Raw genomic sequence first — 21858 nt, 5'->3', positions numbered from 1 at the left:
TGATCGATTAGTAATACTAAAGACCCTCGTACACTTCTATTCATACGCCTTTCTTATTCCTTAAGCCAAAAAAAAACTGCACCACAGGTTAATATCCCATAGTACAGTCCTTATTGGTCAGACTTATTTATTCAATCCTATTATTTCTCTGTGATGTCTATAAACTTGCGTGGTCACGATTCGTGACTGTTTTGCGTTTCTCCAGCAGCTTGTTCAGTGCATCGAGATAGGCCCGGGCACTTGCTTCCAAGATATCCGTGCTGAGTCCCCGCCCCTGCGCAGCAGCATCACCCTGTGACAAAATAACATGAACCTCGCCTTGCGCATCCTTGCCGCGGCTGACAGATTTGATGGAGTAGTCACCAAGTGTGACCTCTTCTCCCGTCGCCTTATCAATCGCATTATAAATGGCGTCAACCGAACCGTTGCCTTCAGACTCCGCTACAATCAGTTCCGCTTCCGGTCCTTGAATGATGACTTTAGCCGTTGGCGTCGCCTCATTGCCATAAGCAACAAAGATAGTCTTCAAGCTGAAAATCTCCGGTGTGTCGATCAGCTTCTCTTCCAGCAATGCCAGGATATCCTCTTCGGATACTTCTTTCTTCTTGTCAGCCAAATCCTTGAATCTGGAAAAAGCGGCATTCAGCTCTTCTTCACCCAAATCATATCCCAGTTCGCGAAGATTATCACGGAAGGCATGTCGCCCTGAATGCTTTCCAAGTACGAGCTTACTCTCCTTGAGACCGATTGTCTCAGGAGTCATGATTTCGTAGGTGGTTTTTTCTTTGAGCATGCCGTCCTGGTGAATACCTGATTCATGCGCGAACGCATTGGCTCCAACGATCGCTTTGTTCCCCGGCACGACCATACCTGTCAGCTTGCTGACCAAACGGCTGGTCCGGGAAATTTCAGAAAGGATCAACGACGTCTTCGCTCCGAAGAACTCGCTCCGGGTCTCCAAAGCCATGGCCACCTCTTCGATAGCCGTGTTGCCGGCCCGTTCACCGATACCGTTAATCGTCCCCTCAATCTGGTCCGCACCATTCTGAATTGCGGCAAGGGTATTGGCAGTTGCCATACCCAGATCGTTATGACAGTGTGCACTTAGCTGCACCCGTTCAATGTCAGGTACGTTTTCCTTCAGATATTTGAAGATCGCTCCATACTCAGCGGGATTCAAATACCCGACCGTATCGGGAATATTAACGACATTGGCACCTTCGCGCACAGCCATACCAACGACCTCAGCCATAAAATCATACTCTGTACGGCCGGCGTCCTCCAAAGAAAACTCCAGCTTCGAAAAATACTTTTTCGCATAACGAATGGCAGATTGTGCGGTTTCCAGCACTTCCGATTTACTCATCCGCAGCTTGTGGAGCCTATGAATGGGGGAAGTAGCCAGAAAAATATGAATACATGGGTCCTGTGCTCCCTGCAACGCTTCCTTCACAGCATCGATGTCGCTCTCCCGGGAACGGGATAGTCCGATGACCGTCACATTCTTGACCGCTCTGGCGACCGCATTGACAGCTGCCAGGTCACCCGGTGAAGCTGCAGGGAAGCCTGCTTCCATCCGGTCGATCCCGAGTTTCTCCAACTGATAAGCAATCTCTACTTTTTCGCGTGTGTTGAGGTTCACACCTGGCGACTGTTCACCGTCGCGCAGCGTCGTATCGAATACATATATTTTCCGCATGCTGGCACCCCCTAATCATTCAAATTATGCCCTAGAACCTTCAAATGCGGCTCGCAAATGTACGGCCGCATCGAAGTAATACATTCTATGTCCTGAAGCAATCTAAAATTTATGTTATTTCTTGATCCAGTGCATCATTTCACGCAATTGGGCTCCGACTACCTCTACCGGATGAGCCGCTTCGTTACGGCGGGTAGCTGTCAGGAATGCACGGCCGGATTGGTTCTCCAGGATAAAGTCGCGTGCGAATTTACCTTGTTGAATATCGGACAGAACTGCTTTCATCGCTTTTTTCGTTTCATCTGTTATGATGCGCGGTCCTGTTACATAGTCACCATATTCAGCTGTGTTACTGATGGAATCACGCATAGAAGACAAGCCGCCTTCGTAGATCATGTCAACAATCAGCTTAAGCTCATGCAGACATTCAAAGTATGCCATTTCTGGAGCATAACCGGCTTCAGTCAATGTTTCAAAACCTGCCTTGATCAATTCGGAAACACCGCCGCAAAGTACTGCCTGCTCACCGAACAAATCTGTTTCTGTTTCTTCACGGAACGAAGTCTCAATAACTCCGGCACGGGTACAGCCGATACCTTTAGCATAGGCAAGTCCGATTTCTTTTGCTTTACCTGTGCCATCCTGTTCAATCGCGATAAGTCCAGGAACGCCAAAACCTTCTACGTAAGTACGACGAACCATGTGGCCCGGCGATTTCGGCGCTACCAGCAATACGTCTGCATCTTTAGGGGCAGCGATTTGTCCGAAGTGCACGTTAAAGCCGTGAGAGAACATCAGCGCTGCGCCGCTTTTCAGGTTCGGTTCGATATCATTTTTATATACAGAGGCCTGTGTTTCATCTGGAAGGAGGATCTGAACTACATCGGCACGGGATACAGCTTCTGCAACCGAAAGCACTTCAAAGCCGTCATTCTTGGCGGTTTCAAAGGACTTTCCTCCACGCAGACCGATAACTACCTGCAAACCACTGTCCCGCAGATTTTGTGCTTGGGCATGGCCTTGGCTGCCGTAACCGATTACTGCGATTGTTTTACCTTTTAATACGCTAAGTTCTGCATCCTGCTCATAGTACGTTGTCACTGCCATTGTCAAAATCCTCCTTTAATTTGGGACCCATCTAAAGAGCGGGTGCTTCAAGAGAGCTAGGTGAAGAGGTACAAAGCTGCTCTTCAAGCTCCCGCTCTTCAGCAGGTCAGGTTATCTTGTAGTGCCAAAAAGCAGCAATCCGTTAAAGCTGTAAAATATACCTGTTAAGCATTGCCGCGAATCATTGCCGTAACTCCGGTGCGGGATAATTCCTTAATACCGTATGGCTTCAGCAGCTCAATCATAGCATCAATCTTCTGGGTATCGCCAACGACCTGTACCAGCATGCTGGTGCTGCCAATGTCTACAACAGAGGCCCGGAACGTTTCAACTACACCCATAATTTCCGGACGTTCCGAAGGTTCAGACTTTACTTTGATTAATGCCAGCTCGCGCGCAACCATCGGCTTCGAGCTTAAATCAACGACTTTGATTACATCGATCAGCTTATATAGCTGCTTCTCAATCTGCTCAAGTGTGTTCTCGTCTCCAGTGGTAACGATAACCATCCGGGATAACCCGGTTTCTTCGGACTGGCCAACGGTAATGCTCTCAATGTTATATCCCCGCCGTCCGAACAATCCCGAGACGCGCTGCAGCACGCCCGGCTGGTCATTCACAAGAACGGCAATCGTATGCTTCATCACTATTCTTCATCCCCCATCAGCATTTGATCGATGGTCGATCCCTGGGTAACCATCGGGTAGACATTTTCGTCCTTCGAGACAACGAATTCTACCAATACTGGTCCTGGCGTTTCCAGCGCTTCCTTCCACACGGCTCCTGCATCCTCTTTGTTAGTCGCACGCAAGCCTTTAACACCATAGGCTTCAGCCAGCTTCACAAAATCCGGGCTTCCGGCAAGGTCGGTGTAGCTGTAGCGTTTGTTATAAATGAGATTCTGCCACTGCCGAACCATCCCGAGCACCTGATTATTAATAACAACGATTTTTACCGGAATATTGTGAATCGCACAGATCGCAAGCTCCTGGGAACACATCTGCATCCCGCCGTCACCGTTGATGGATACGACAAGCCTTTCAGGATGAGCCATTTGGGCGCCAATCGCAGAAGGGAATCCAAAGCCCATCGTTCCGAGTCCTCCCGAAGTGATCCATGAACGGGGTTGGTTGAATTTGTAATATTGAGCAGCCCACATCTGGTGCTGTCCAACGTCAGTAGTTACGATCGCTTCGCCTTTTGTCGTGTCATTGATCATCTCAATAACCCACTGCGGTTTAAGATCCGTCTCCGAGTCGTTATAGCGGAGAGGCCAGTCGAGCTTCCACTGAGCGATCTGTGTTCTCCAGGCATCAGCCTTAGCGGCACGTCCTACTTCAGTATTCAGAAGTTCCAGCACGGTCTTCACATCGCCGACGATTGGAATATCGGGTGCTACATTTTTGCCGATTTCAGCCGGGTCGATATCAATGTGAACGATTTTGGCTTTTGGTGCAAAACCGTCCAGCTTGCCGGTCACACGGTCATCGAACCGGGCTCCGATATTGATAAGCAGATCACACTGCTGAATCGCGTTATTCGCTGTGTAAGTACCATGCATACCCGGCATACCCATCCACAGATCCTCGCCGCTCGGGAAGGCCCCAAGTCCTAGCAATGTGGTAGTAATCGGGATTTCTGTCCGTTTGACGAACTCCAGCATTTCTTCATGTGCTCCGGAGTAAATGACTCCACCGCCGGCAATAATGATCGGACGTTCGGCAGCCGCAATGGCCCGAACCAGTTTATCCAACTGCAATTTATTAGGAACCGTGCGTGGATTGTATCCGCGAAGATTCACATCTTTTACAGGAACGAACAATGTATTGGCCGCAGACACATCCTTCGGAATATCGATCAGTACCGGACCTTTGCGTCCAGTTGACGCTATGTGGAAGGCCTCGTGTATAATCCGCGACAGATCCTTAACATCACGAACCAGATAACTGTGTTTAGTAATTGGCATTGTAATTCCTGTGATATCTGCTTCCTGAAAAGCATCTGTACCAATCAGACTGGAGAATACGTTCCCTGTGATTACTACCAGCGGCACTGAATCCATATAGGCTGTAGCAATACCCGTAACAAGGTTCGTCGCTCCCGGACCGGACGTTGCAATACATACCCCGGTTTTGCCGCTCGCCCGGGCATATCCGTCAGCCGCATGGATAGCACCCTGCTCATGGCGGGTCAATACATGCTTGAAATCCTTGAAGCCGTATAGCGCGTCATAAATATACAATACCGCTCCACCCGGATACCCGAATACTGTATCTACTCCTTCAAGCACCAGGCTGCGGAGCAGAATCTCCGAACCGGAAATGACTTCCGGTTCTGTCCATTTCTCCCGAAGCTGCTCAGTGGTCTGTACTTCCGGTGTTTGCGCACTCATCAGTATTCCTCCTTCGATTTCTAACATTCATTATGCAAATGACGGTGCGTCTCTCAACCATATCATGAAAACAAAAAAGCCTTTCGCCTCCCACACGAAAAAATATCGCGTGAGGGACGAAAGGCATTAGCTTCCGTGGTACCACCCATGTTTGCACAACATCTCACGATGAAGTGCCTTATCAGGTATACAAAAATCCATCGATGTAGGCTGGGCCCAAATCCTTGTAACCTGAAGTCCGTAACGCGGACCAAACGATTTCCCCTAATAATTTCACCACTTCTGCCGGTGAACCTTTCAGGGAAACAGCTCCGAGGTGAGCTCGTATATAAGGGATTTTGGTGAAGGTTGCAGCTGATCCTCTCACTCTCTGAACAAAAGAGCCCTTAAAACTTCGTCCTCATCATCGCCGATGCATGTATACTCGATAAAATGTTTAGACACATTATATGATTCCTCACACGGTAAGTCAATACCCCACTTTTTTTAACTTCTTTTGTCGTTCATTGACCTTTCAGGAACGCCGGTGCCTATATACGTCATATGATGTACGACAACGCGTGAGAGGAGGCGCATTATGATCCGTTACCGCAGACCCAAACAGGATGACGTTATAATACTCAGTTTGATCGAAACCCAGCTGGTGCCGCTGTCGCATCTGCCTCAAAATGTGCTTAGCCAGGTCCGCAAGGATCTGCCGCTGCGACTTGGACATGGCGTAACACTTGTAGCTTGTCCGGATTATGAAAGTGATCCATTTGGTTTCGTGCATTTCATGTTACATGGTGATCTGCTGTACATTGACATGCTTGCCATTGCACCTGCCGCCCGGCGGAAACGATGGGGAAATATGCTAATGGATCGTGCGGAACGGTTTGCATTATCCCGCGGGTGCCAAAGGGCGAAGGTTGCCGTTGACGCCGGAAATGCGGCAGGCCTGGCTTTTTATCAGAAGCTGGATTACAGGATCGCACGATATCTCTCCCAAAGCTATTGCTATGAACTGGAAAAGCGTTTCTCTTAACCGTGCAATCCTATATTCCACTTAAAAGAATCCGCCATATGGATAAGGTGATCCGCCATAGCCTGGGGCTCCGTATCCTGCTCCGGGATAGCCGCCTCCAGGATAGCCATACCCGCCATAAGGGGCACCTCCATAGCCATACCCACCATAGGCATAAGGAGCGGTACCAACAGCAAGCAGGTCAAAAAGCACCAGTGGAATCAATGCTTTGGTTTGTACTTTTTTGCCGCTTACCCGCTGAACAATCAGACGATTGCCGGAAATACGGATCAGCTTGCCGGTGACCTTTGTGCCGTCTTTTTTCACTGCTGTAATATTCTTGCCAATCAGTCTCATAACCTGTTGTTTAGTTACCGGTTGAGTCATAATATCCCTCCTCATAAGTTATACAAAGGATTAGCTTTCGCGTAACTTCTCAGTAAGCTGTACACTTTTTGCCTTCCTCGAAACAGTGTATTCGACGGACTTTTCCTTCGCCTGTATCACTGTCCATATGTAAAACAAAAAAACGCATTCCCGGAATACCGGAAATGCGTCTTACAGCATATTTTAGCGTTTACTTGGATCATACGGCTGGCCTAGTGCACTTGGCGCAGAAGAACGTCCAACGGCACTAACAAGCACGATAATCGTGAGCACATAAGGGATCATGAAGATAAACTCCTGCGGAATGCTCTTGGACCATTCGAACAGCTGCACATAATTACGGATAGCCTGTGAGAATCCGAAGAACACAGCAGCTCCAAACGCTCCAACCGGATTCCATTTACCAAAGATCATTGCGGCAATCGCAATAAAACCTTGTCCGGAAATCGTGTTGTGTGCAAAGGTGCTGGTAGTCGTTAATGTGATGGTAGCTCCGCCAATACCAGCGAGCATACCGCTCAGAATAACACCAATATATCTCATCCGGTTCACGTTCACACCGAGTGTATCGGCCGCGCTCGGATGCTCCCCAACAGCACGCAGACGAAGACCAAATGGAGTCTTGAAGAGTACGTAATAAATTACGATAACCAGCACGATTGCCAGATACGTTGTTGGGTAGGAATTAAACACACCTTCCCCGATAACAGGAATATCAGAGAGGAACGGAATCTTGAATTTCCGGAAACCATCGAGCAAGGGGGTTTCTCCAGCGCCATCAAACAGCAGCTTAACCATGTACAGCGTACTGCCTGCGGCTAAAAAGTTGATTACCGTACCACTGATCGTCTGATCGGCTTTGAAGGTAATCGAGGCCACGGCATGAATGAGTGCACCGAGCCCACCTACAACAATGGCACACAGTACACCAATCCATGGCGCTGCTGCTCCCATCCCTGCGTCCTGTGCATAATATCCGCCTACGGCGGCAGCAAAAGCACCAAACATCATTAAACCCTCAAGTCCAATGTTAACTACACCGGAGCGTTCTGAGAAGATGCCGCCGAGCGCCGCAAAAATAAGCGCTGTGGAAAATACAAGAGTCGTATTCAGCAATTGACCTAGCGTCTGCAGATCCATCTATAACACCTTCTCTTTCTTGCGCTTGAAGTAAAAGGGTTTCAGCACCCAACGCACAATTCCTTGTGCGGCTATGAAGAAAATAATGGAACCAATCACGATACGGATGAGTTCAGGAGGAACATCCGCCCCAAAACTCATACCTGCAGAGCCATAAGTCAGTGTGCCGTAGAGAATCGCCGCCAAGATCACACCAAGCGGATGAGTCAATCCAAGCAGAGCAACCGCGATTCCGTCAAAACCGTATCCCGGTGAAGCCGCAAATACCGACTGGTAGTGGAATACACCCAAAACTTCACCTGCTCCGGCGAGACCTGCAAAAACTCCGCTGATGAACATAGCTTTGATAATATTGCGTCCCACATTCATACCGGCGTATTCCGCAGCATGCGGATTTAAACCAACGGCACGCATTTCATAACCCTGTTTAGTCTTCCAAAGGAAGATGTAGAAGAAGGTTGCAGCTGCTAATGCAATAATCGTTCCCCAATGAAGCCGTGCATTATCAAACATGGAATTCAGGAACGTCATGGACAAGGAAGCTGGAATATCCTCGGAACGGTTCTGTCCTTCCAATAAAAGAAAAGTACGAACGATATAGTTGGAGAGGAACAATGCGATCCAGTTCAACATGATCGTCGTAATAACCTCATTAATGCCGCGTTTAGCTTTCAAGTATCCGGCAATACCGGCATACAGTCCGCCAAACAGACCCGCAGCAATAACTGCGATCGGAACCAGGAGGAACATCGGTAATCCAGAAAACTTGATACCGACAATGCTAGCTGCTGTCATGCCGATTAATACTTGGCCGTCAGCCCCGATATTGAACAGTCCGGAGCGAAAAGCAAAGGCGACTGCAAGACCCGTTAGCATTAGCGGAGTCATTTCACGGATGGCCTCGCCGAAATCGTATGGGCTGCCGAATACCCTTTTAAACAATGCGCCATAAGCGTCGATCGGATTATATCCCCCGACAATCATAACGACTGCCCCAACCAGAAATCCGAGCAAAATGGCGACAAGCGGTATAATGTAGCTATCTGTCGCAAATATTTTTTTAAGCCTGTACATTTGCGTTACCTCCCCGCTTCAAGCTTCCCGCCATCATGAGTCCCAGCTCCTGGTCATTTGTATTCTCAGGGAATACCTCACCGACTATTTGCCCTTCATAGATGACAGCGATTCTGTCCGAAACGTTCATAATTTCATCCAATTCAAAAGATATGAGCAGTACGGCTTTCCCTTGGTCACGCTGGGCAATCAACTGCTTCTGAACGAATTCGATTGCACCCACATCAAGACCACGGGTTGGTTGTGCTGCAATCAGAAGCGTTGGATTCTTGTCTATTTCCCGCGCAATAATCGCCTTTTGCTGATTACCGCCCGACAAAGAACGCGCTTTATTCTCGATAGAAGGCGTACGCACGTCAAACTGCTTCACCAGTTCCTCGGCATGCTGGTTGATAACCTCATTGTCAAGGAATCCGTTTTTGTTGTACGGGCTTCGATAATACGTTTCGAGCACCATATTCTCGCTTACAGAGAAATCCAGTACCAGACCATGCTTGTGACGGTCTTCAGGAATGTGGGAGACGTTCATTTCGATGATTTTGCGCGGTGACAGATTGGCTATTTCCTTCCCAGTCATCGTTATGGAACCGGAATCAATTTTGCGCAGACCTGTAATCGCTTGGATTAATTCACTCTGACCGTTGCCGTCGACCCCGGCGATCCCCAGGATTTCCCCAGCTTTCACTTCAAAGTTCAGACCATTCAGCACAGAAATGCCGTCTTTATTCTTACTGGAAACATCATTCAATTTAAGCACTACTTGTCCAACGTTTGGTGGTTGTTTGTCGACCTTGAAGGTGACACCGCGTCCGACCATTTTCTCAGCAAGCTCATTCGGGTTCGTCGTAGAGGTTTGAACCGTATCAATCACTTTACCCCGGCGGATAATCGTTACACGATCAGAGATTTGCATAATCTCCTTAAGCTTATGAGTAATCAAGATGATGGATTTACCCTCAGCGACGAGCCGCTTCATAATCGCCATTAGTTCGATGATTTCCTGTGGCGTCAATACGGCAGTTGGTTCGTCGAATATAAGAATATCCGCTCCGCGATACAGGGTCTTCATAATTTCTACCCGCTGCTGCATGCCTACCGAAATGTCATGGATCTTGGCGTTCGGATCTACTTGAAGGCCATACTGCTCGGATAGCTTGCGAACCTGTTCTGAAGCAGATTTATAGTCAATTTTAAGACCTTTTTTGGGTTCCATCCCAAGAACAATGTTCTCGGTAACTGTAAAAGGCTCTACAAGCTTGAAATGCTGATGCACCATACCAATGCCCAGTTCAATTGCTTTATTCGGGTTGTCGATGACAACCGGTTGCCCATTAATTTCAATACTACCTTCATCAGGCTGGTAAAGACCAAATACAATGTTCATCAGTGTCGACTTGCCTGCACCGTTCTCACCAAGCAGTGCGTGAATCTCGCCCTTTTGCAGCGTCAGACTAATGGAATCATTGGCGATAATACCTGGAAAGCGCTTTGTGATTTGCTTCAACTCTACGACTGGAGCCGCAGCACTCATGGAATCACCCTCATCACAGAATATTTAAGAAGAAACGGCTTCACCATGTTTATAGGGAGGGCACCCGCTTCAAGGAGACCTTCCGCTTTGATGAGCAAAGGTTAAAACCACTTTTAACAAGGAACAAGGCCAGCTTCACAACCGGCCTTGTTCCTTGTTTATTATTTAAATACAAGAAAAGTGTGGCAAATATTATTCGGCAGGAACAGTAATTGTTCCATCGATGATTTGTTTTTTGAACTCTTCAACTTTAGCCAGGATTTCTGCGCTTACATTGGCTTTGGAAGTTTCAGGAAGGCCTACACCATTGTCTTTCAGACCAAGAACAGTTGTAGATCCGCCTTTGAACGTACCGTCGATAACTTGTTGGGAAACCATTTTAACCGCTTCGTCAACACGTTTAACCATGGAAGTCAAAGTTACATCGTCGCCAAATTCCAGGGATTGGTCTTTGTCTACGCCGATAACCCATACTTTAGCGCCGCCTGCATCGTTGCGGGATTTAGCTTCGTTAAATACGCCGTTACCCGTTGCGCCTGCAGCTGGGAAGATGATGTCATTGCCTGCATCATACAATGTTGCAGCCAGGGATTTACCTGTGTCTGGTTTGTCATATGCGCCAGCATAAGTAATAGTTACTTCTGCGCTTGGGTTAACAGCCAGTACGCCTGCTTTGAAACCAACTTCAAAACGTTTGATAACTGGGCTTTCCATACCGCCGATGAAACCAACTTTATTTGTTTTAGTAGTCAGACCTGCAACAACACCTACCAGGAAGGATCCTTCATTCTCGGAGAATGTTACGGATTCAACGTTAGGAGCATCTACTACGCTGTCGATGATTGCCAATTTAGCATCTGGGTTCTCAGCAGCTACTTTACCAAGAGCATCTCCAAGATCAAAACCGATACCCCAAGTCAGGCTATAGCCGTCTTTAACGAATTGGTTAAGGTTCGGTTGATAATCAGCATTGGATTTACTTTGCAGATATTTAACTTTAACACCTGCTTCTTTCTCAATTGCTTGAAGGGCTTCCCATGCAGATTGGTTAAACGATTTGTCGTTTACTCCACCTACGTCGGTTACCATACCGAGTTTAACGTCGGATTTTGCACCGGAGTTGTTGTTGTTGCCGCAGCCAGCAAGTACTACTGTCATCGCGAGCAACATAACAAGCGAGAGTTTGAAAACTTTTTTCATCGATTGTGATCCCCCTTAAGAAATTGGATGTCTTTTGTCATTGCATGGACATTCCATTGTACAGATTATACCCGCAATTTTTTTTAAAATCCAGTCAATTATTGACCGGAGGTCATTAATAATTTGCAAAACATACCTTGAAACCGCTTACGATTACATCATATGTCACCATTCTATACAACTTGTGTCATTAAACCTCGAATCCAATCAAATGCGGGTTATTCTGCACATAAATATTATTGCACCACAAAGTGTTTTCTATTATTATGAGTGCTTACAACCGTACATTGAAAGGAAGTTGGCTTAAATGAACGAACATCCTAAACCCCAGACGCCACCCGCGTTCAAATATTGCCGTGAATCGCGTGTATTCAAAACAGGGCGTGTATTCCCGAACGATGTGAACAATCACAAAACGCTATTTGGCGGTAAGCTTATGAGCAGCATTGATGAAGTTGCTTCCATTTCAGCCATGCGCCATTGCCGCGCCAACGTCGTTACAGCCTCTGCCGATTCCGTAGATTTCCTGCTTCCTATCCGCCCTACAGATTCCGTCTGCTTCGAATCCTTCGTATCCTGGACAGGACGCACAAGCATCGAAGTGTTCGTGAAGATCATATCTGAACATTTATATACTGGAGAACGCGCAGTGGCCGCCACGTCTTTCCTGACGTTCGTAGCTGTCGGCGACGACGGTGAACCACATCAGGTTCCCGGAATCATCCCCGAAACCCCGGAAGAGAAACTAATCAACGAATCTGCTCAGGAACGCGCTGAGCTGCGCAAAGTAAGACGTACCATGAGCAAGACACTGGCTTCACAGCTCAATACTTCGAAGTACTGGGAAAACTACAGCTCAGGCGACTAAGAATTCTGCACTCTGAGAATGCAAGGCTAGTCGGCACAAAAAAGCACCGCTGAACGGGAACCCCGCAGGCGGTGCTTTTCGATTATATCAAGCTCTTACGCGTTGATCTTCTCTTTAGCTACAACAGCCAGAGAGTTGAATGCGTTAAGATCATTTACAGCCAGATCAGCCAGCATCTTACGGTTCACTTCTACGCCAGCCAGTTTCAGGCCGTGTACAAGCTTGCTGTAGGACAAGCCGTTCAAACGTGCTGCAGCATTGATGCGGACGATCCACAGTCTGCGGAAGTTACGTTTGGTTTGACGACGGTCACGGTATGCGTATACCATCGATTTCATTACTTGTTCTTTAGCTGTTTTAAAAATGCGGTGTTTGGAACCGAAATAACCTTTTGCCAATTTCAATACTTTTTTATGTCTACGACGAACTACAAATCCGCCTTTAACTCTTGCCATATTAATAAACCTCCCAAAAATGTGTATTAAACTACTTCAGTAGTGCAAGTCCTCTTCTCAAACGTCTAACATCCCCAGGGGCCATTACAGGGTTTCCAGCAAGAACGCGTTTAGCGCGTTTCGATTTGTGGGACAGCAAGTGGTTCTTGTGTGCTTTGTAACGAGTTACTTTGCCAGTTCCAGTAATTTTGAAGCGGCCTTTAAGGCTGCTATGTGTTTTCATTTTAGGCATGGTGTTTCCTCCTTGAATATTATGCGGCGTCAATTTGCAGTTGCAAATGACTCCAGATTTATTGGGCTTTAGGAGCCAAAATCATAATCATGCTGCGTCCTTCCAGCTTAGGCTGGCGTTCCACAACGGATATATCAGCCACTTCCGTTTTGACACGTTCCAGGATCTTCTGGCCGATATTAGCGTGAGTAATCTCACGGCCGCGGAAACGCACGGAGCATTTCACTTTATCGCCTTCACCCAGGAATTTGATGACATTTCGGAATTTGGTTTGATAATCATGTTCTTCGATGTTAGCACGGAACCAAACTTCCTTGATGTCTACAATCTTTTGGTTCTTACGTGCTTCCTTGTCTTTCTTCTGCTGTTCATAGCGGAACTTGCCGTAATCCATGATGCGGCATACCGGCGGTTTCGCCTGCGGTGCTACGTTGACTAAATCCAGATTAAGATCAATCGCCATCTGCAACGCCTCACGAATCGGCGTAATTCCGATTTGTTCCCCTTCTGCACCAACCAAACGAACCTCTTTGGCCCGAATTTCATCATTGATCATATGTTCCTTACTGATAACTCTCCACCTCCGGATGTGTGTGATACATATTTAATGCAAACTGCGGTAACCCGCAAAAAAGGGATGCCGGCTAACTCCCGACATCCCGTTTGATCAACGTTCATGAATTATATCATCCATAAATCATTGAGATCAAACCAGCCGGCACAAATGCCAGTCAGGTGAGAAGCCGATGCTTCTTCTTGCAATCTCTATGTCACTCATACCTGATTAATATACACCATCCCGCAAGTGGATGTCAACAACTTATTATCACTTTCCCAAAACCAATTCAAAGTCTATACCTGCTTACTCTGAACCTCTTCCAGTCTTACCACGCGTGTATGCTTGGTATGGCTCCATTGTTTGTTGTTTTGCGTGAAGAAGGCATAGAACGTAATGGGATACCATGACAACAGATAGATCGGGAAGAGCAGCAGATAAGCATATACCTTCTTGTACTTAACCTTTTCAAGAATCATGGAAATAAAGAAGGTAAATATATTGGCACCGATCGCCACATAGCTAAGCCAAATAGGCAGGTGTCCATAGATGTTGGCAATATGGGGACCGTTAAAGAGTGACATGTCGATCCACATGAATGCGGTCATCAGGAAGGTCAGCAGAACAATATAGACATTCGCACCGTAAAGAGCAAGGTCAAATTTCGTAAGGCTGCGTTCTTTAATACTCTGCCATAACAGAGGGAAGAAATAGCGGCGGGCTACTGTAAAATGTCCTTGCATCCAACGAAGACGCTGTCTGGAAGATGCTTTAAAAGTAAGTGGCTTCTCGTCAAATACTTTGGCATCGTAATTAAATCTTGGATACACGCCCTTGGAAGCACTGCGCATAGTGAACTCCAGATCCTCTACGAGACTGGTGGCTCCCCAGCCCATTTCCTTAAGCAGATTGGTCTCGAAGCACATTCCAGTACCGCCGAGGAAGTTGGCCATTTTCAGATTATGGCGTGAGAGCTGCCACAGACGGTTAATATACCAGTACGAAACACCATAAGCTGCAGTAATCCAGGAATCCTCCGGATTCTTCGTATCAATGTACCCTTGAATTACTTTTGCGCCCGAGCACAGGTCATTATTCATTTCCATCAGAAACTCGGTATGTGCCAGATTATCCGCATCGAACATTACGATGGCATCATACTGGCGTGGCATGTTCCATAATTCCTTGAGCATCCACTCGATGGCATACCCCTTACCCTTTTGATGAGGATTGGTGCGTACGCAAGCATTCATGCCGTGTTCTTTTACAATTCTGGCCGTTCCGTCTGTACAATTATCACAAATCACAAATACATCGTACAGTTCGGTGGGATAATGAAGTTGTTTGAGATTCTCCATAAGCGCTCCGACCACTTCTTCTTCATTGTGCGCTGCCACGAGAACCGCAAATGATTTCTCTGGTGCGAACTGCACCTTGTCTTTCTGCTTGTGAAGTCCAAATAACGAAAATCCAAACTGGTAAACCGCAATTGCCGCCAAGACCACTTGAAGTGATACAAACAGTATGTCTGCCATGATCTCTCGATGCCCCCTTTTTTGTCACACTTGATTTCTATTTCTCTCTGTGTGTTTGAACGAACTTTCTGACCCTTTTGTTGCATTACTCATAAAAATCCAAGCTATGTTCCTATACTTATTCTTAGCAGATTTCCGGATTTATATATGTGACGCGTATGGTTTATTCCCAAAAATCACGAATTACGTAATTCCTGTTTCTCAGTCAACTTTAACCGCGTCCGGGCTGCTTGAATCATTGTAAAGGGTAATGGTGTCCGAAGTCAAAACTGTCAACTTTCGCGAAAAATCGATCTTTTTCTTGAAATCGGCTCCATTTGAAACGTATGATACTTGTAGCAGCATGCAAAAATAAATGGAGCCCATTAACACCAAAATTCGGCCATCGGACTAGCTGGAGGGATATGCTATGAGACATTTTTGGATGAAACTGCACTCCTGGGAACGGCATCTATTCCAATGGATTAATGGACGTCTTCACAACCGTTATTTGAACTTCTGGCTGTTCTATCTCACCCATATTGCAGGCGCCACCAGCGCTATCGGAATCAACCTGCTCATTTGGTTCTTTGCTCCCGAGCCATGGAGAACAACTGCACTGCAAGCACTGATTGCCCTTGCTGTCAGCCATATTCCTGTAGCCATTGCCAAAATGCTCTATCCGCGCATGCGGCCTTATCTCGTACTGCCTGGCACGAATACGTTTCAGAACCCACTAAAAGACCATTCATTTCCATCCGGCCACACAACGGCTATATTTGCCTTTACGGTTCCTTATATGGCGGCACAGCCTGCCTTAACTTTCCTTCTGCTGCCTCTGGCCTGCACTATCGGCTTTTCCCGGATCTACTTGGGATTGCATTATCCGTCCGATGTGCTTGCGGGCGCTGTAATCGGCACCTCGGTTGCTGCAGCCACTATTTCCTTTTGGGTATAACATGGGTTATTTACCACACTTGCCTAGCGTATGCTATTTTATACGCTCTGGACGGCAATAAGCCCATTTAATTCCTATTCCCATAAAACAAGCGCCCCGGATATCACGAGGCGCTTGTTTTATGGGCTTTATTGCCTGTATTTGGGCCTACAATCTGTATTTATCCATTCTTGTCGCCTGATAACGTTCCAGGGCTTCTGCTCCGACTATGGCCTCACAACGGTGGATATTAACCCCACGCCCCGTGAATTTAGTCTCATATTCAGTCATAACATGTTCTTCATTAATTCCATCCGCATGCAAATCCAGTGAGATATTCTTCATCTGCAGTCCGAAATCGGCAAAGGAATTAAGAGAAAATTCAAATAAGCTGCGCGAATCCGTCTTCAGGTGAATTTCGCCGAGCGGTCCCAGCAGACCACGATATTTGTCAAGAAACCGCGGGTGGGTCAGGCGGCGCCGGGCATGTTTGCTTTTAGGCCACGGATCGCTGAAATTCAAGTAAATCCGCTCCAGTTCACCCGGTGCAAAAACCTCTTCCGCATAGTTGATATTGGCTAGCGCAAGCTTTAGGTTCGGCGGCGTCTCGTGACCCTCTGGTTCCCAAATTGCCCTAGCTTTCTCGCCGGCGCGGCGCACCAGTTCATCGTACATATCCACACCGATAAAATTGATATCGGGATATTTGAAGCTCATCCGGCTGATAAACTGCCCTTTGCCCATTCCAAACTCCACATGAATCGGATGGTCGTTGCCGAACAACTCAGACCATTTCCCTTTATAACTACGAGGGTCCAGAATGACCAAATCGGTCTGCTGCTCCAGACTTTCGCGTATTCCTTTTCTTCCGCGTAAACGCATGCTTACTCCTCCGCTATCCTCAGGCTTTAACTGTTACTTGCAATATTGTGCCGAACTTGTCCCTAAAAGTAAAGATATAAAAGCAAAAAAGAAAAGGAATTCCCATAGATTCGGCCAAAAAACGGCAGCGAGGGAATTCCTTGCTTCATTTATTTGAAAAAGGGTCGCCTGTATACATCCTCTAACTAGTTCATTTGGACTCTGCGTTAAAATCAAAAGTCTTCTCGAATGCGTTACGGATCTTACGCTGTGCTTCGGTTTTAATCTTGTGATTGCCGTTAAACTCCACTCCTGTCAGCGCAAGCGCTTCATCCGGAGTCAGCTGTACTTGAACTTTGCCTTCGGCATATGCCGTTTGAGAATTCATCTTTATCACCTCACGGTTATTATTATGGACCGGACGACACGAAGATATGAATCTCGATAAATGAATATTAGTTGCAATAATTACTGATTTTTCAATTTAAATATAACACACCATGTAAGCATTTGCAAGGAACAGAAGTGAATTTGCAGCCTATTTTTATAGAACAAAACTGCATGAATTCACGGCTTTAAGCGGGTTCGATGTTACGCTCGCCTCTGATTTTTGATACAATGAATTGAAATCTCGATATTTAAAGGAGAACTTATGTCTAACCTTCAACAGACCTCTGCCACGCTCTTGTGGGGGGATAAACGATTTCATACCTGGAATTACGAAATGCACGAACAGTTCAGCAACAAAGTCTTCAAAGTGATGCTCGATGCCGGATTCACCTGTCCGAACCGGGACGGTTCCATAGCTAAAGGCGGCTGTACCTTCTGCAGTGCCAGAGGATCCGGTGATTTCGCCGGAAGCCGCCGTGATGACCTCATTACCCAGTTCAACAATGTACGGGACAGACAGCATATTAAATGGCCGAACGCCCAGTATATCGGTTATTTCCAGGCCTATACCAACACGTATGCTCCTGTTGAGGAACTGCGGGAATATTATGAAGTGATTCTACAGCAGCCTGGCGTGGTAGGATTATCCATAGCCACACGCCCGGACTGCCTGCCGGATGACGTCGTGGAATATCTGGCGGAGCTGAACCAGCGCACATACCTATGGATAGAGATGGGCCTGCAAACGATCCATGACTCTACCTCCGAGCTCATCAACCGGGCGCATGACACCGCCTGCTATGAAGAGGCTGTGAAGAAGCTTCGCAAGCACGGCATCCGGGTCTGCACCCATATTATTCACGGCCTGCCGCAGGAAACTCATGAAATGATGCTGGACACCGTAGCCGCTGTTGCCGGAATGGATGTGCAGGGGATCAAAATTCACCTGCTGCATCTCATGCGCAAAACACCGATGGTGAAGCAATATGAGGCTGGTCTGCTGCGTTTCATGGAGCAGGACGAATATGTAAAATTGATTGTCGACTCGCTGGAGATTCTGCCGCCGGAGATGATTGTACACCGGCTTACAGGTGACGCTCCGCGCGATCTTCTGATCGGGCCGATGTGGAGCCTCAAGAAATGGGAAGTCCTTAATGCCATCGACGACGAGCTGAAAGCCCGTGATTCCTGGCAGGGCAAGAATTGGAGGAAACGCTGATGGGCTTCATGTCCGTCCTCAGCTTCGCCCATAAATTAGTTGCCGAACGGCTCGGTCAAGGAGAACGGGCGATTGATGCAACCGTTGGAACTGGTGCAGACACGCTGTATCTGGCGAGAACGGTCGGCCGCCGCGGTGATGTCTATGGCTTCGATATCCAGGCTGCAGCTTTGGAGCTTGCGGAGGCAAGATTCAAAGCAGCAGTGGAAGAGAAAGCCGAGGCCCTCCCTCCCATCACGCTGCTTCTGGAGAATCATGCCGAAATGGCCCGTGTCGTCCCTCCGTCTTGGGTAGGAACCGTCGGGGCTGTCATGTTCAACCTGGGTTATCTGCCTGCGGGCAATGCCGATAAAAGCATTATTACTGAAACTGCCAGTTCCATTGTTGCGATTGAGGCTGCATTATCCTTGCTGCGGCCAGGAGGAATCGTCACTGCGGTACTGTACCCGGGCCATCAGGGCGGAGATACGGAAGCTGCCGCAGTCGAAGCCTGGGCCTCAGCCATCCCCACGCACCTGGCGCAAAGTATTGTATACCGGCAGTTGCAACGTCAGGAATCCCCTTATGTCATAGCCCTGGAGAAGAAAGGAGCTGCCCGCGCATGACCGTGCACAAGATTGAACACACAGGCATTAAGGTTTCTTCCCTTGAAGCATCTATCGACTTCTATACTGAAGTAATCGGCCTGAGACTTCGGCATATCATCGGTGAGCCCGGTGAAATGCTTCGTCTTGCTTTTCTGGCTTTTCCGGGACAAGCTGATGTGGAAGTTGAGCTGCTTGAAAGTAACTGGGCCGATTTGCCCCGGGAGGGAAAGGTCAGCCATCTTGCTTTTAGTGTCTCTGGGATTGAAGACGAGCATAAGCGAATTGCGAATCTCGGCCTGGAAGGCCTTTCCCCTATCCGTCATTTGGCGGGAGGGAGCCGATTCTTCTTTTTTAACGGATTAGATGGAGAAAGACTGGAGTTCTTTGAATCTTAAGTTCTGATTGAATCCTACTATTAGAAGGGAAGATGCAATTATGACACAACCGTATCCATTAAAATTCCAACCCGATTTTCAAGAACGAGTATGGGGAGGCCGCGCACTGGAGAAATTCGGACTCGAGCTGCCAGAGGGTCATATCGGTGAAGGTTGGATGATCGCAGATCATCCGAACGGAGTCTCCCATGTTGCCAATGGAGAGCTGGCAGGCCTCGGTCTTGATGAAATTCGTGAGCGCTTCGGTCATGAGTGGTTTGGCAGCAAGGGAACGCCCAAGGATGGCGGAAGATTCCCGCTGCTGATTAAGCTGCTCGATTGTAACGATAATTTATCCGTACAAGTACATCCTAAGGATGACTATGAAGGTCTCCCTAAAGGCGAGCTGGGTAAAACAGAGATGTGGTACGTATTAGACGCACAGCCGGATGCCAAAATCATCTACGGGCTAAAAGAAGGCGTTACGCGCGACTCTCTTGCTGAAGCATTGGAGAATGGTACGGTTATGGATTCCCTCCAGGAAATAAACGCCGCAGCGGGTGACTCCCTGTATATCCCGGCCGGAACGGTGCATGCCTTGTGCGCTGGCGTTGTTGTTGCCGAGATCCAGCAGAACTCCGATACTACATACCGGATCTACGATTACGACCGTCCGGGTCTCGACGGGAAGCCGCGTGAGCTGCATATCGAGGATTCCCTTAACGTTACTGCCTACCAGGGTGCAGGAGCGACACGCATGTCAACGGATAGCGCTGTACCGGGAGAATGGCTGCAAATTGCCGCTTCCCCTTATTTTATTGTGGAAAAAGGGCTCGTTCAGGGAGACTGGAATCTGTCCACCACGCCGGAAAGCTTCACGATTCTGGTAGTCTGTGAGGGCAGCGGGCACATCTCTTGGGAAGGCGGGGTACAGCCATATGCGGCGGGCGAATGCTACTTGCTTCCATCCAGCTTGGGTTCCTATACTCTTGAAGGCCAATCCACTATTCTGCGTTCCTATTTGCCATAAGCTTTCCTTAGTTCATCTCTGTATTAAGGAGGAGAAGCTCTATGCTGGAAAACAGCTTCACCATGACCGATCCGGTAGGCGTTCAAATACATGTGTACGAGTGGCTTCCTGAGCCGAAATCACCGGTTCGCGGCATTGTTCAGATCGCACACGGGATGTGCGAGACCGCTGACCGGTATACCCGCTTCGCAGAAGCTCTGACGGATGCCGGTTACGCAGTGTACGCCGGAGAACACCGGGGCCACGGCAAAACAGCGGGAAGGGTGGATCTTCTGGGCGATGCCGGAGAGAATGGATTCTACTGGATGAGGCGTAATATTGCCCAGCTCGCGGGAATTGCACTTGATAAACATGAAGGCCGGCCCATCTTTCTATTCGCTCACAGCATGGGCTCCTTTCTAACTCAGAAGCTAATGTGCGAAGAAGACGGCAAGCTGTATGAAGGTTTTATTCTCAGTGGCACCAATGGCCCGCGTGGAATGCTAAAATTCGGGGAATCGCTTGCGAAGATGCAGTCCAAGATACAAGGGGAACATCACCGCAGCGTCCTGCTTAACGGTATCGTGTTTGGGAGCTACAACCGTTCTTTTTCGCCAGTGCGTACCGCTTTTGATTGGCTAAGCAGTGATCCGGATGAGGTAAACCTTTATATTTCCGACCCTTACTGCGGCGCGATATGCACCACCCGGTTCTTCCGGGATTTCTTCAGGCTGCTACAGGAGATCCATACGCCGGATTCGTTGAGCAAGCTGCATCTGGACAAACCGGTTTATATCATGTCCGGGAGTCTGGACCCTGTTGGCATGAACGGTCAGGGTGTACTTCGGCTCGCAGAGATTTACCGTACGCAAGGAGTCAAGGATCTCGAATACCGCCTGTATCCGGAAGGCCGCCATGAAATGCTGCATGAAGTTAGCCGGGACCAGGTTATCTCCGATGTACTGGATTGGCTGATACGCCATTTGCCCGCTGAGTCCATGCAGATGCAGTCATCAGCCCAATAGAACTCCGATAAAATGTACAACTATACTCAAGTGGTACATTTATCAAAAGACAGGTCTTGTCCGGTATTCCGGATAGCCTGTCTTTTCTTATTTCTGCTTCAACTCTAGTAAACATCCATTTTTTAACATCATAAATATGATATGATTTTATTGTACAGCACTGCAGAGAAGAGCATACAGCCGCCTTTAACAGGGAGGTGATAACCTATGGAAGTGAAAGATGCCATTACTCTCATGCTGATGTTGGGTATGTTCATCGTGACACTTCTGGCGTATATGAAAAAAAAATAGACCGCTC

Annotated in this window: 24 protein-coding genes; 9 read left to right on the top strand and 15 right to left on the bottom strand. The window is 47.8% G+C overall.

Features of this window, described 5'->3' with window-relative positions; genetic code table 11:
* Positions 1-157 precede the first annotated feature (157 nt).
* From ACAN55_RS12285 to ilvB, 4 genes are all read right to left on the bottom strand, one after another.
* Positions 158-1699, bottom strand: coding sequence for a 2-isopropylmalate synthase (locus tag ACAN55_RS12285; RefSeq protein ID WP_379132729.1), 1542 nt, complete (start codon positions 1697-1699; stop codon positions 158-160).
* 114 nt (positions 1700-1813) lie between these two features.
* Positions 1814-2806, bottom strand: a complete 993-nt coding sequence (gene ilvC, locus ACAN55_RS12280) for a ketol-acid reductoisomerase (protein ID WP_379132726.1) — start codon at positions 2804-2806, stop codon at positions 1814-1816.
* A gap of 164 nt (positions 2807-2970) precedes the next feature.
* A complete protein-coding gene (gene ilvN / locus ACAN55_RS12275; protein WP_379132878.1) occupies positions 2971-3456 on the bottom strand; it encodes an acetolactate synthase small subunit in 486 nt (161 codons plus the stop codon).
* On the bottom strand, positions 3453-5198 hold the full coding sequence (gene ilvB, locus ACAN55_RS12270) for a biosynthetic-type acetolactate synthase large subunit (RefSeq protein WP_379132723.1): 1746 nt from the start codon (positions 5196-5198) through the stop codon (positions 3453-3455). The genes ilvN and ilvB overlap by 4 nt, the downstream gene beginning before the upstream one ends.
* Positions 5199-5775: 577 nt before the next feature.
* On the opposite strand from ilvB, the gene ACAN55_RS12265 reads away from it, so the two are divergent.
* Entirely contained in the window at positions 5776-6222 is a 447-nt protein-coding gene (locus ACAN55_RS12265) for a GNAT family N-acetyltransferase (protein WP_379132720.1), read from the top strand.
* A gap of 21 nt (positions 6223-6243) precedes the next feature.
* On the opposite strand, the gene ACAN55_RS12260 is transcribed toward ACAN55_RS12265, so the two are convergent.
* The 5 genes from ACAN55_RS12260 to ACAN55_RS12240 form a co-directional block, all read right to left on the bottom strand.
* Positions 6244-6588 carry a hypothetical protein gene (locus ACAN55_RS12260; RefSeq protein WP_379132718.1) on the bottom strand — a complete coding sequence of 115 codons (345 nt, stop codon included), beginning with the start codon at positions 6586-6588 and terminating at the stop codon, positions 6244-6246.
* Between the two features lie 183 nt (positions 6589-6771).
* Entirely contained in the window at positions 6772-7728 is a 957-nt protein-coding gene (locus tag ACAN55_RS12255; RefSeq protein ID WP_379132715.1) for an ABC transporter permease, read from the bottom strand.
* Complete coding sequence (locus tag ACAN55_RS12250) at positions 7729-8802, bottom strand: ABC transporter permease (RefSeq protein WP_379132712.1); 1074 nt, start codon at positions 8800-8802, stop codon at positions 7729-7731. It lies immediately after the preceding gene.
* The gene (locus ACAN55_RS12245; protein ID WP_379132709.1) at positions 8789-10333 is read right to left on the bottom strand and encodes an ABC transporter ATP-binding protein; all 1545 of its coding nucleotides are present in this window, start codon (positions 10331-10333) and stop codon (positions 8789-8791) included. The genes ACAN55_RS12250 and ACAN55_RS12245 overlap by 14 nt, the downstream gene beginning before the upstream one ends.
* 192 nt (positions 10334-10525) lie before the next feature.
* A complete protein-coding gene (locus tag ACAN55_RS12240; RefSeq protein WP_379132707.1) occupies positions 10526-11533 on the bottom strand; it encodes a BMP family lipoprotein in 1008 nt (335 codons plus the stop codon).
* Positions 11534-11840: 307 nt separating this feature from the next.
* Between ACAN55_RS12240 and ACAN55_RS12235 the strand changes: the two genes are divergently transcribed.
* The gene (locus tag ACAN55_RS12235; protein WP_379132705.1) at positions 11841-12401 is read left to right on the top strand and encodes an acyl-CoA thioesterase; all 561 of its coding nucleotides are present in this window, start codon (positions 11841-11843) and stop codon (positions 12399-12401) included.
* A 95-nt stretch (positions 12402-12496) separates the two neighbouring features.
* Here ACAN55_RS12235 and rplT read toward each other — a convergent pair whose 3' ends face one another.
* From rplT to ACAN55_RS12215, 4 genes are all read right to left on the bottom strand, one after another.
* Positions 12497-12856, bottom strand: coding sequence for a 50S ribosomal protein L20 (gene rplT, locus ACAN55_RS12230; RefSeq protein WP_189025884.1), 360 nt, complete (start codon positions 12854-12856; stop codon positions 12497-12499).
* A 31-nt stretch (positions 12857-12887) separates the two neighbouring features.
* Positions 12888-13088, bottom strand: a complete 201-nt coding sequence (rpmI, locus tag ACAN55_RS12225; protein WP_379132702.1) for a 50S ribosomal protein L35 — start codon at positions 13086-13088, stop codon at positions 12888-12890.
* Between the two features lie 58 nt (positions 13089-13146).
* Positions 13147-13644 (bottom strand): translation initiation factor IF-3, encoded by a 498-nt coding sequence (gene infC / locus ACAN55_RS12220; protein ID WP_379132699.1) that lies wholly within the window; start codon positions 13642-13644, stop codon positions 13147-13149.
* Between the two features lie 296 nt (positions 13645-13940).
* Entirely contained in the window at positions 13941-15179 is a 1239-nt protein-coding gene (locus ACAN55_RS12215) for a glycosyltransferase family 2 protein (RefSeq protein ID WP_379132697.1), read from the bottom strand.
* Between the two features lie 409 nt (positions 15180-15588).
* Here ACAN55_RS12215 and ACAN55_RS12210 point away from each other — a divergent pair, with 409 nt between their 5' ends.
* A complete protein-coding gene (locus tag ACAN55_RS12210) occupies positions 15589-16116 on the top strand; it encodes a phosphatase PAP2 family protein (protein WP_379132695.1) in 528 nt (175 codons plus the stop codon).
* A gap of 147 nt (positions 16117-16263) precedes the next feature.
* Here ACAN55_RS12210 and trmB read toward each other — a convergent pair whose 3' ends face one another.
* Both trmB and ACAN55_RS12200 read right to left on the bottom strand, forming a co-directional pair.
* Positions 16264-16977 (bottom strand): tRNA (guanosine(46)-N7)-methyltransferase TrmB, encoded by a 714-nt coding sequence (gene trmB, locus ACAN55_RS12205; RefSeq protein WP_379132692.1) that lies wholly within the window; start codon positions 16975-16977, stop codon positions 16264-16266.
* Between the two features lie 190 nt (positions 16978-17167).
* Entirely contained in the window at positions 17168-17344 is a 177-nt protein-coding gene (locus ACAN55_RS12200; protein WP_379132690.1) for a C2 domain-containing protein, read from the bottom strand.
* A 264-nt stretch (positions 17345-17608) separates the two neighbouring features.
* On the opposite strand from ACAN55_RS12200, the gene mnmL reads away from it, so the two are divergent.
* The 6 genes from mnmL (at position 17609) to ACAN55_RS12170 (ending at position 21851) form a co-directional block, all read left to right on the top strand.
* Positions 17609-18565, top strand: a complete 957-nt coding sequence (gene mnmL / locus ACAN55_RS12195; protein WP_379132688.1) for a tRNA modification radical SAM protein MnmL/YtqA — start codon at positions 17609-17611, stop codon at positions 18563-18565.
* Positions 18565-19170, top strand: coding sequence for a tRNA 5-(aminomethyl)-2-thiouridylate-methyltransferase MnmM (gene mnmM, locus ACAN55_RS12190; protein ID WP_379132685.1), 606 nt, complete (start codon positions 18565-18567; stop codon positions 19168-19170). The genes mnmL and mnmM overlap by 1 nt, the downstream gene beginning before the upstream one ends.
* Positions 19167-19547, top strand: coding sequence for a VOC family protein (locus tag ACAN55_RS12185; RefSeq protein ID WP_379132682.1), 381 nt, complete (start codon positions 19167-19169; stop codon positions 19545-19547). Before mnmM ends, ACAN55_RS12185 begins: the two co-directional genes overlap by 4 nt.
* Positions 19548-19587: 40 nt before the next feature.
* Entirely contained in the window at positions 19588-20556 is a 969-nt protein-coding gene (locus tag ACAN55_RS12180; RefSeq protein WP_379132680.1) for a type I phosphomannose isomerase catalytic subunit, read from the top strand.
* A 41-nt stretch (positions 20557-20597) separates the two neighbouring features.
* Entirely contained in the window at positions 20598-21560 is a 963-nt protein-coding gene (locus ACAN55_RS12175; protein ID WP_379132677.1) for an alpha/beta fold hydrolase, read from the top strand.
* A gap of 207 nt (positions 21561-21767) precedes the next feature.
* Positions 21768-21851, top strand: a complete 84-nt coding sequence (locus ACAN55_RS12170) for a putative holin-like toxin (RefSeq protein ID WP_379132875.1) — start codon at positions 21768-21770, stop codon at positions 21849-21851.
* Positions 21852-21858: the final 7 nt, after the last annotated feature.

The organism is Paenibacillus oryziterrae (genome assembly GCF_042610485.1).
Lineage (GTDB): Bacteria > Bacillota > Bacilli > Paenibacillales > Paenibacillaceae > Paenibacillus_AQ.
Note: the sequence above shows the minus strand (reverse complement) of the source record. Positions and strands in the feature narration are given on the sequence as shown.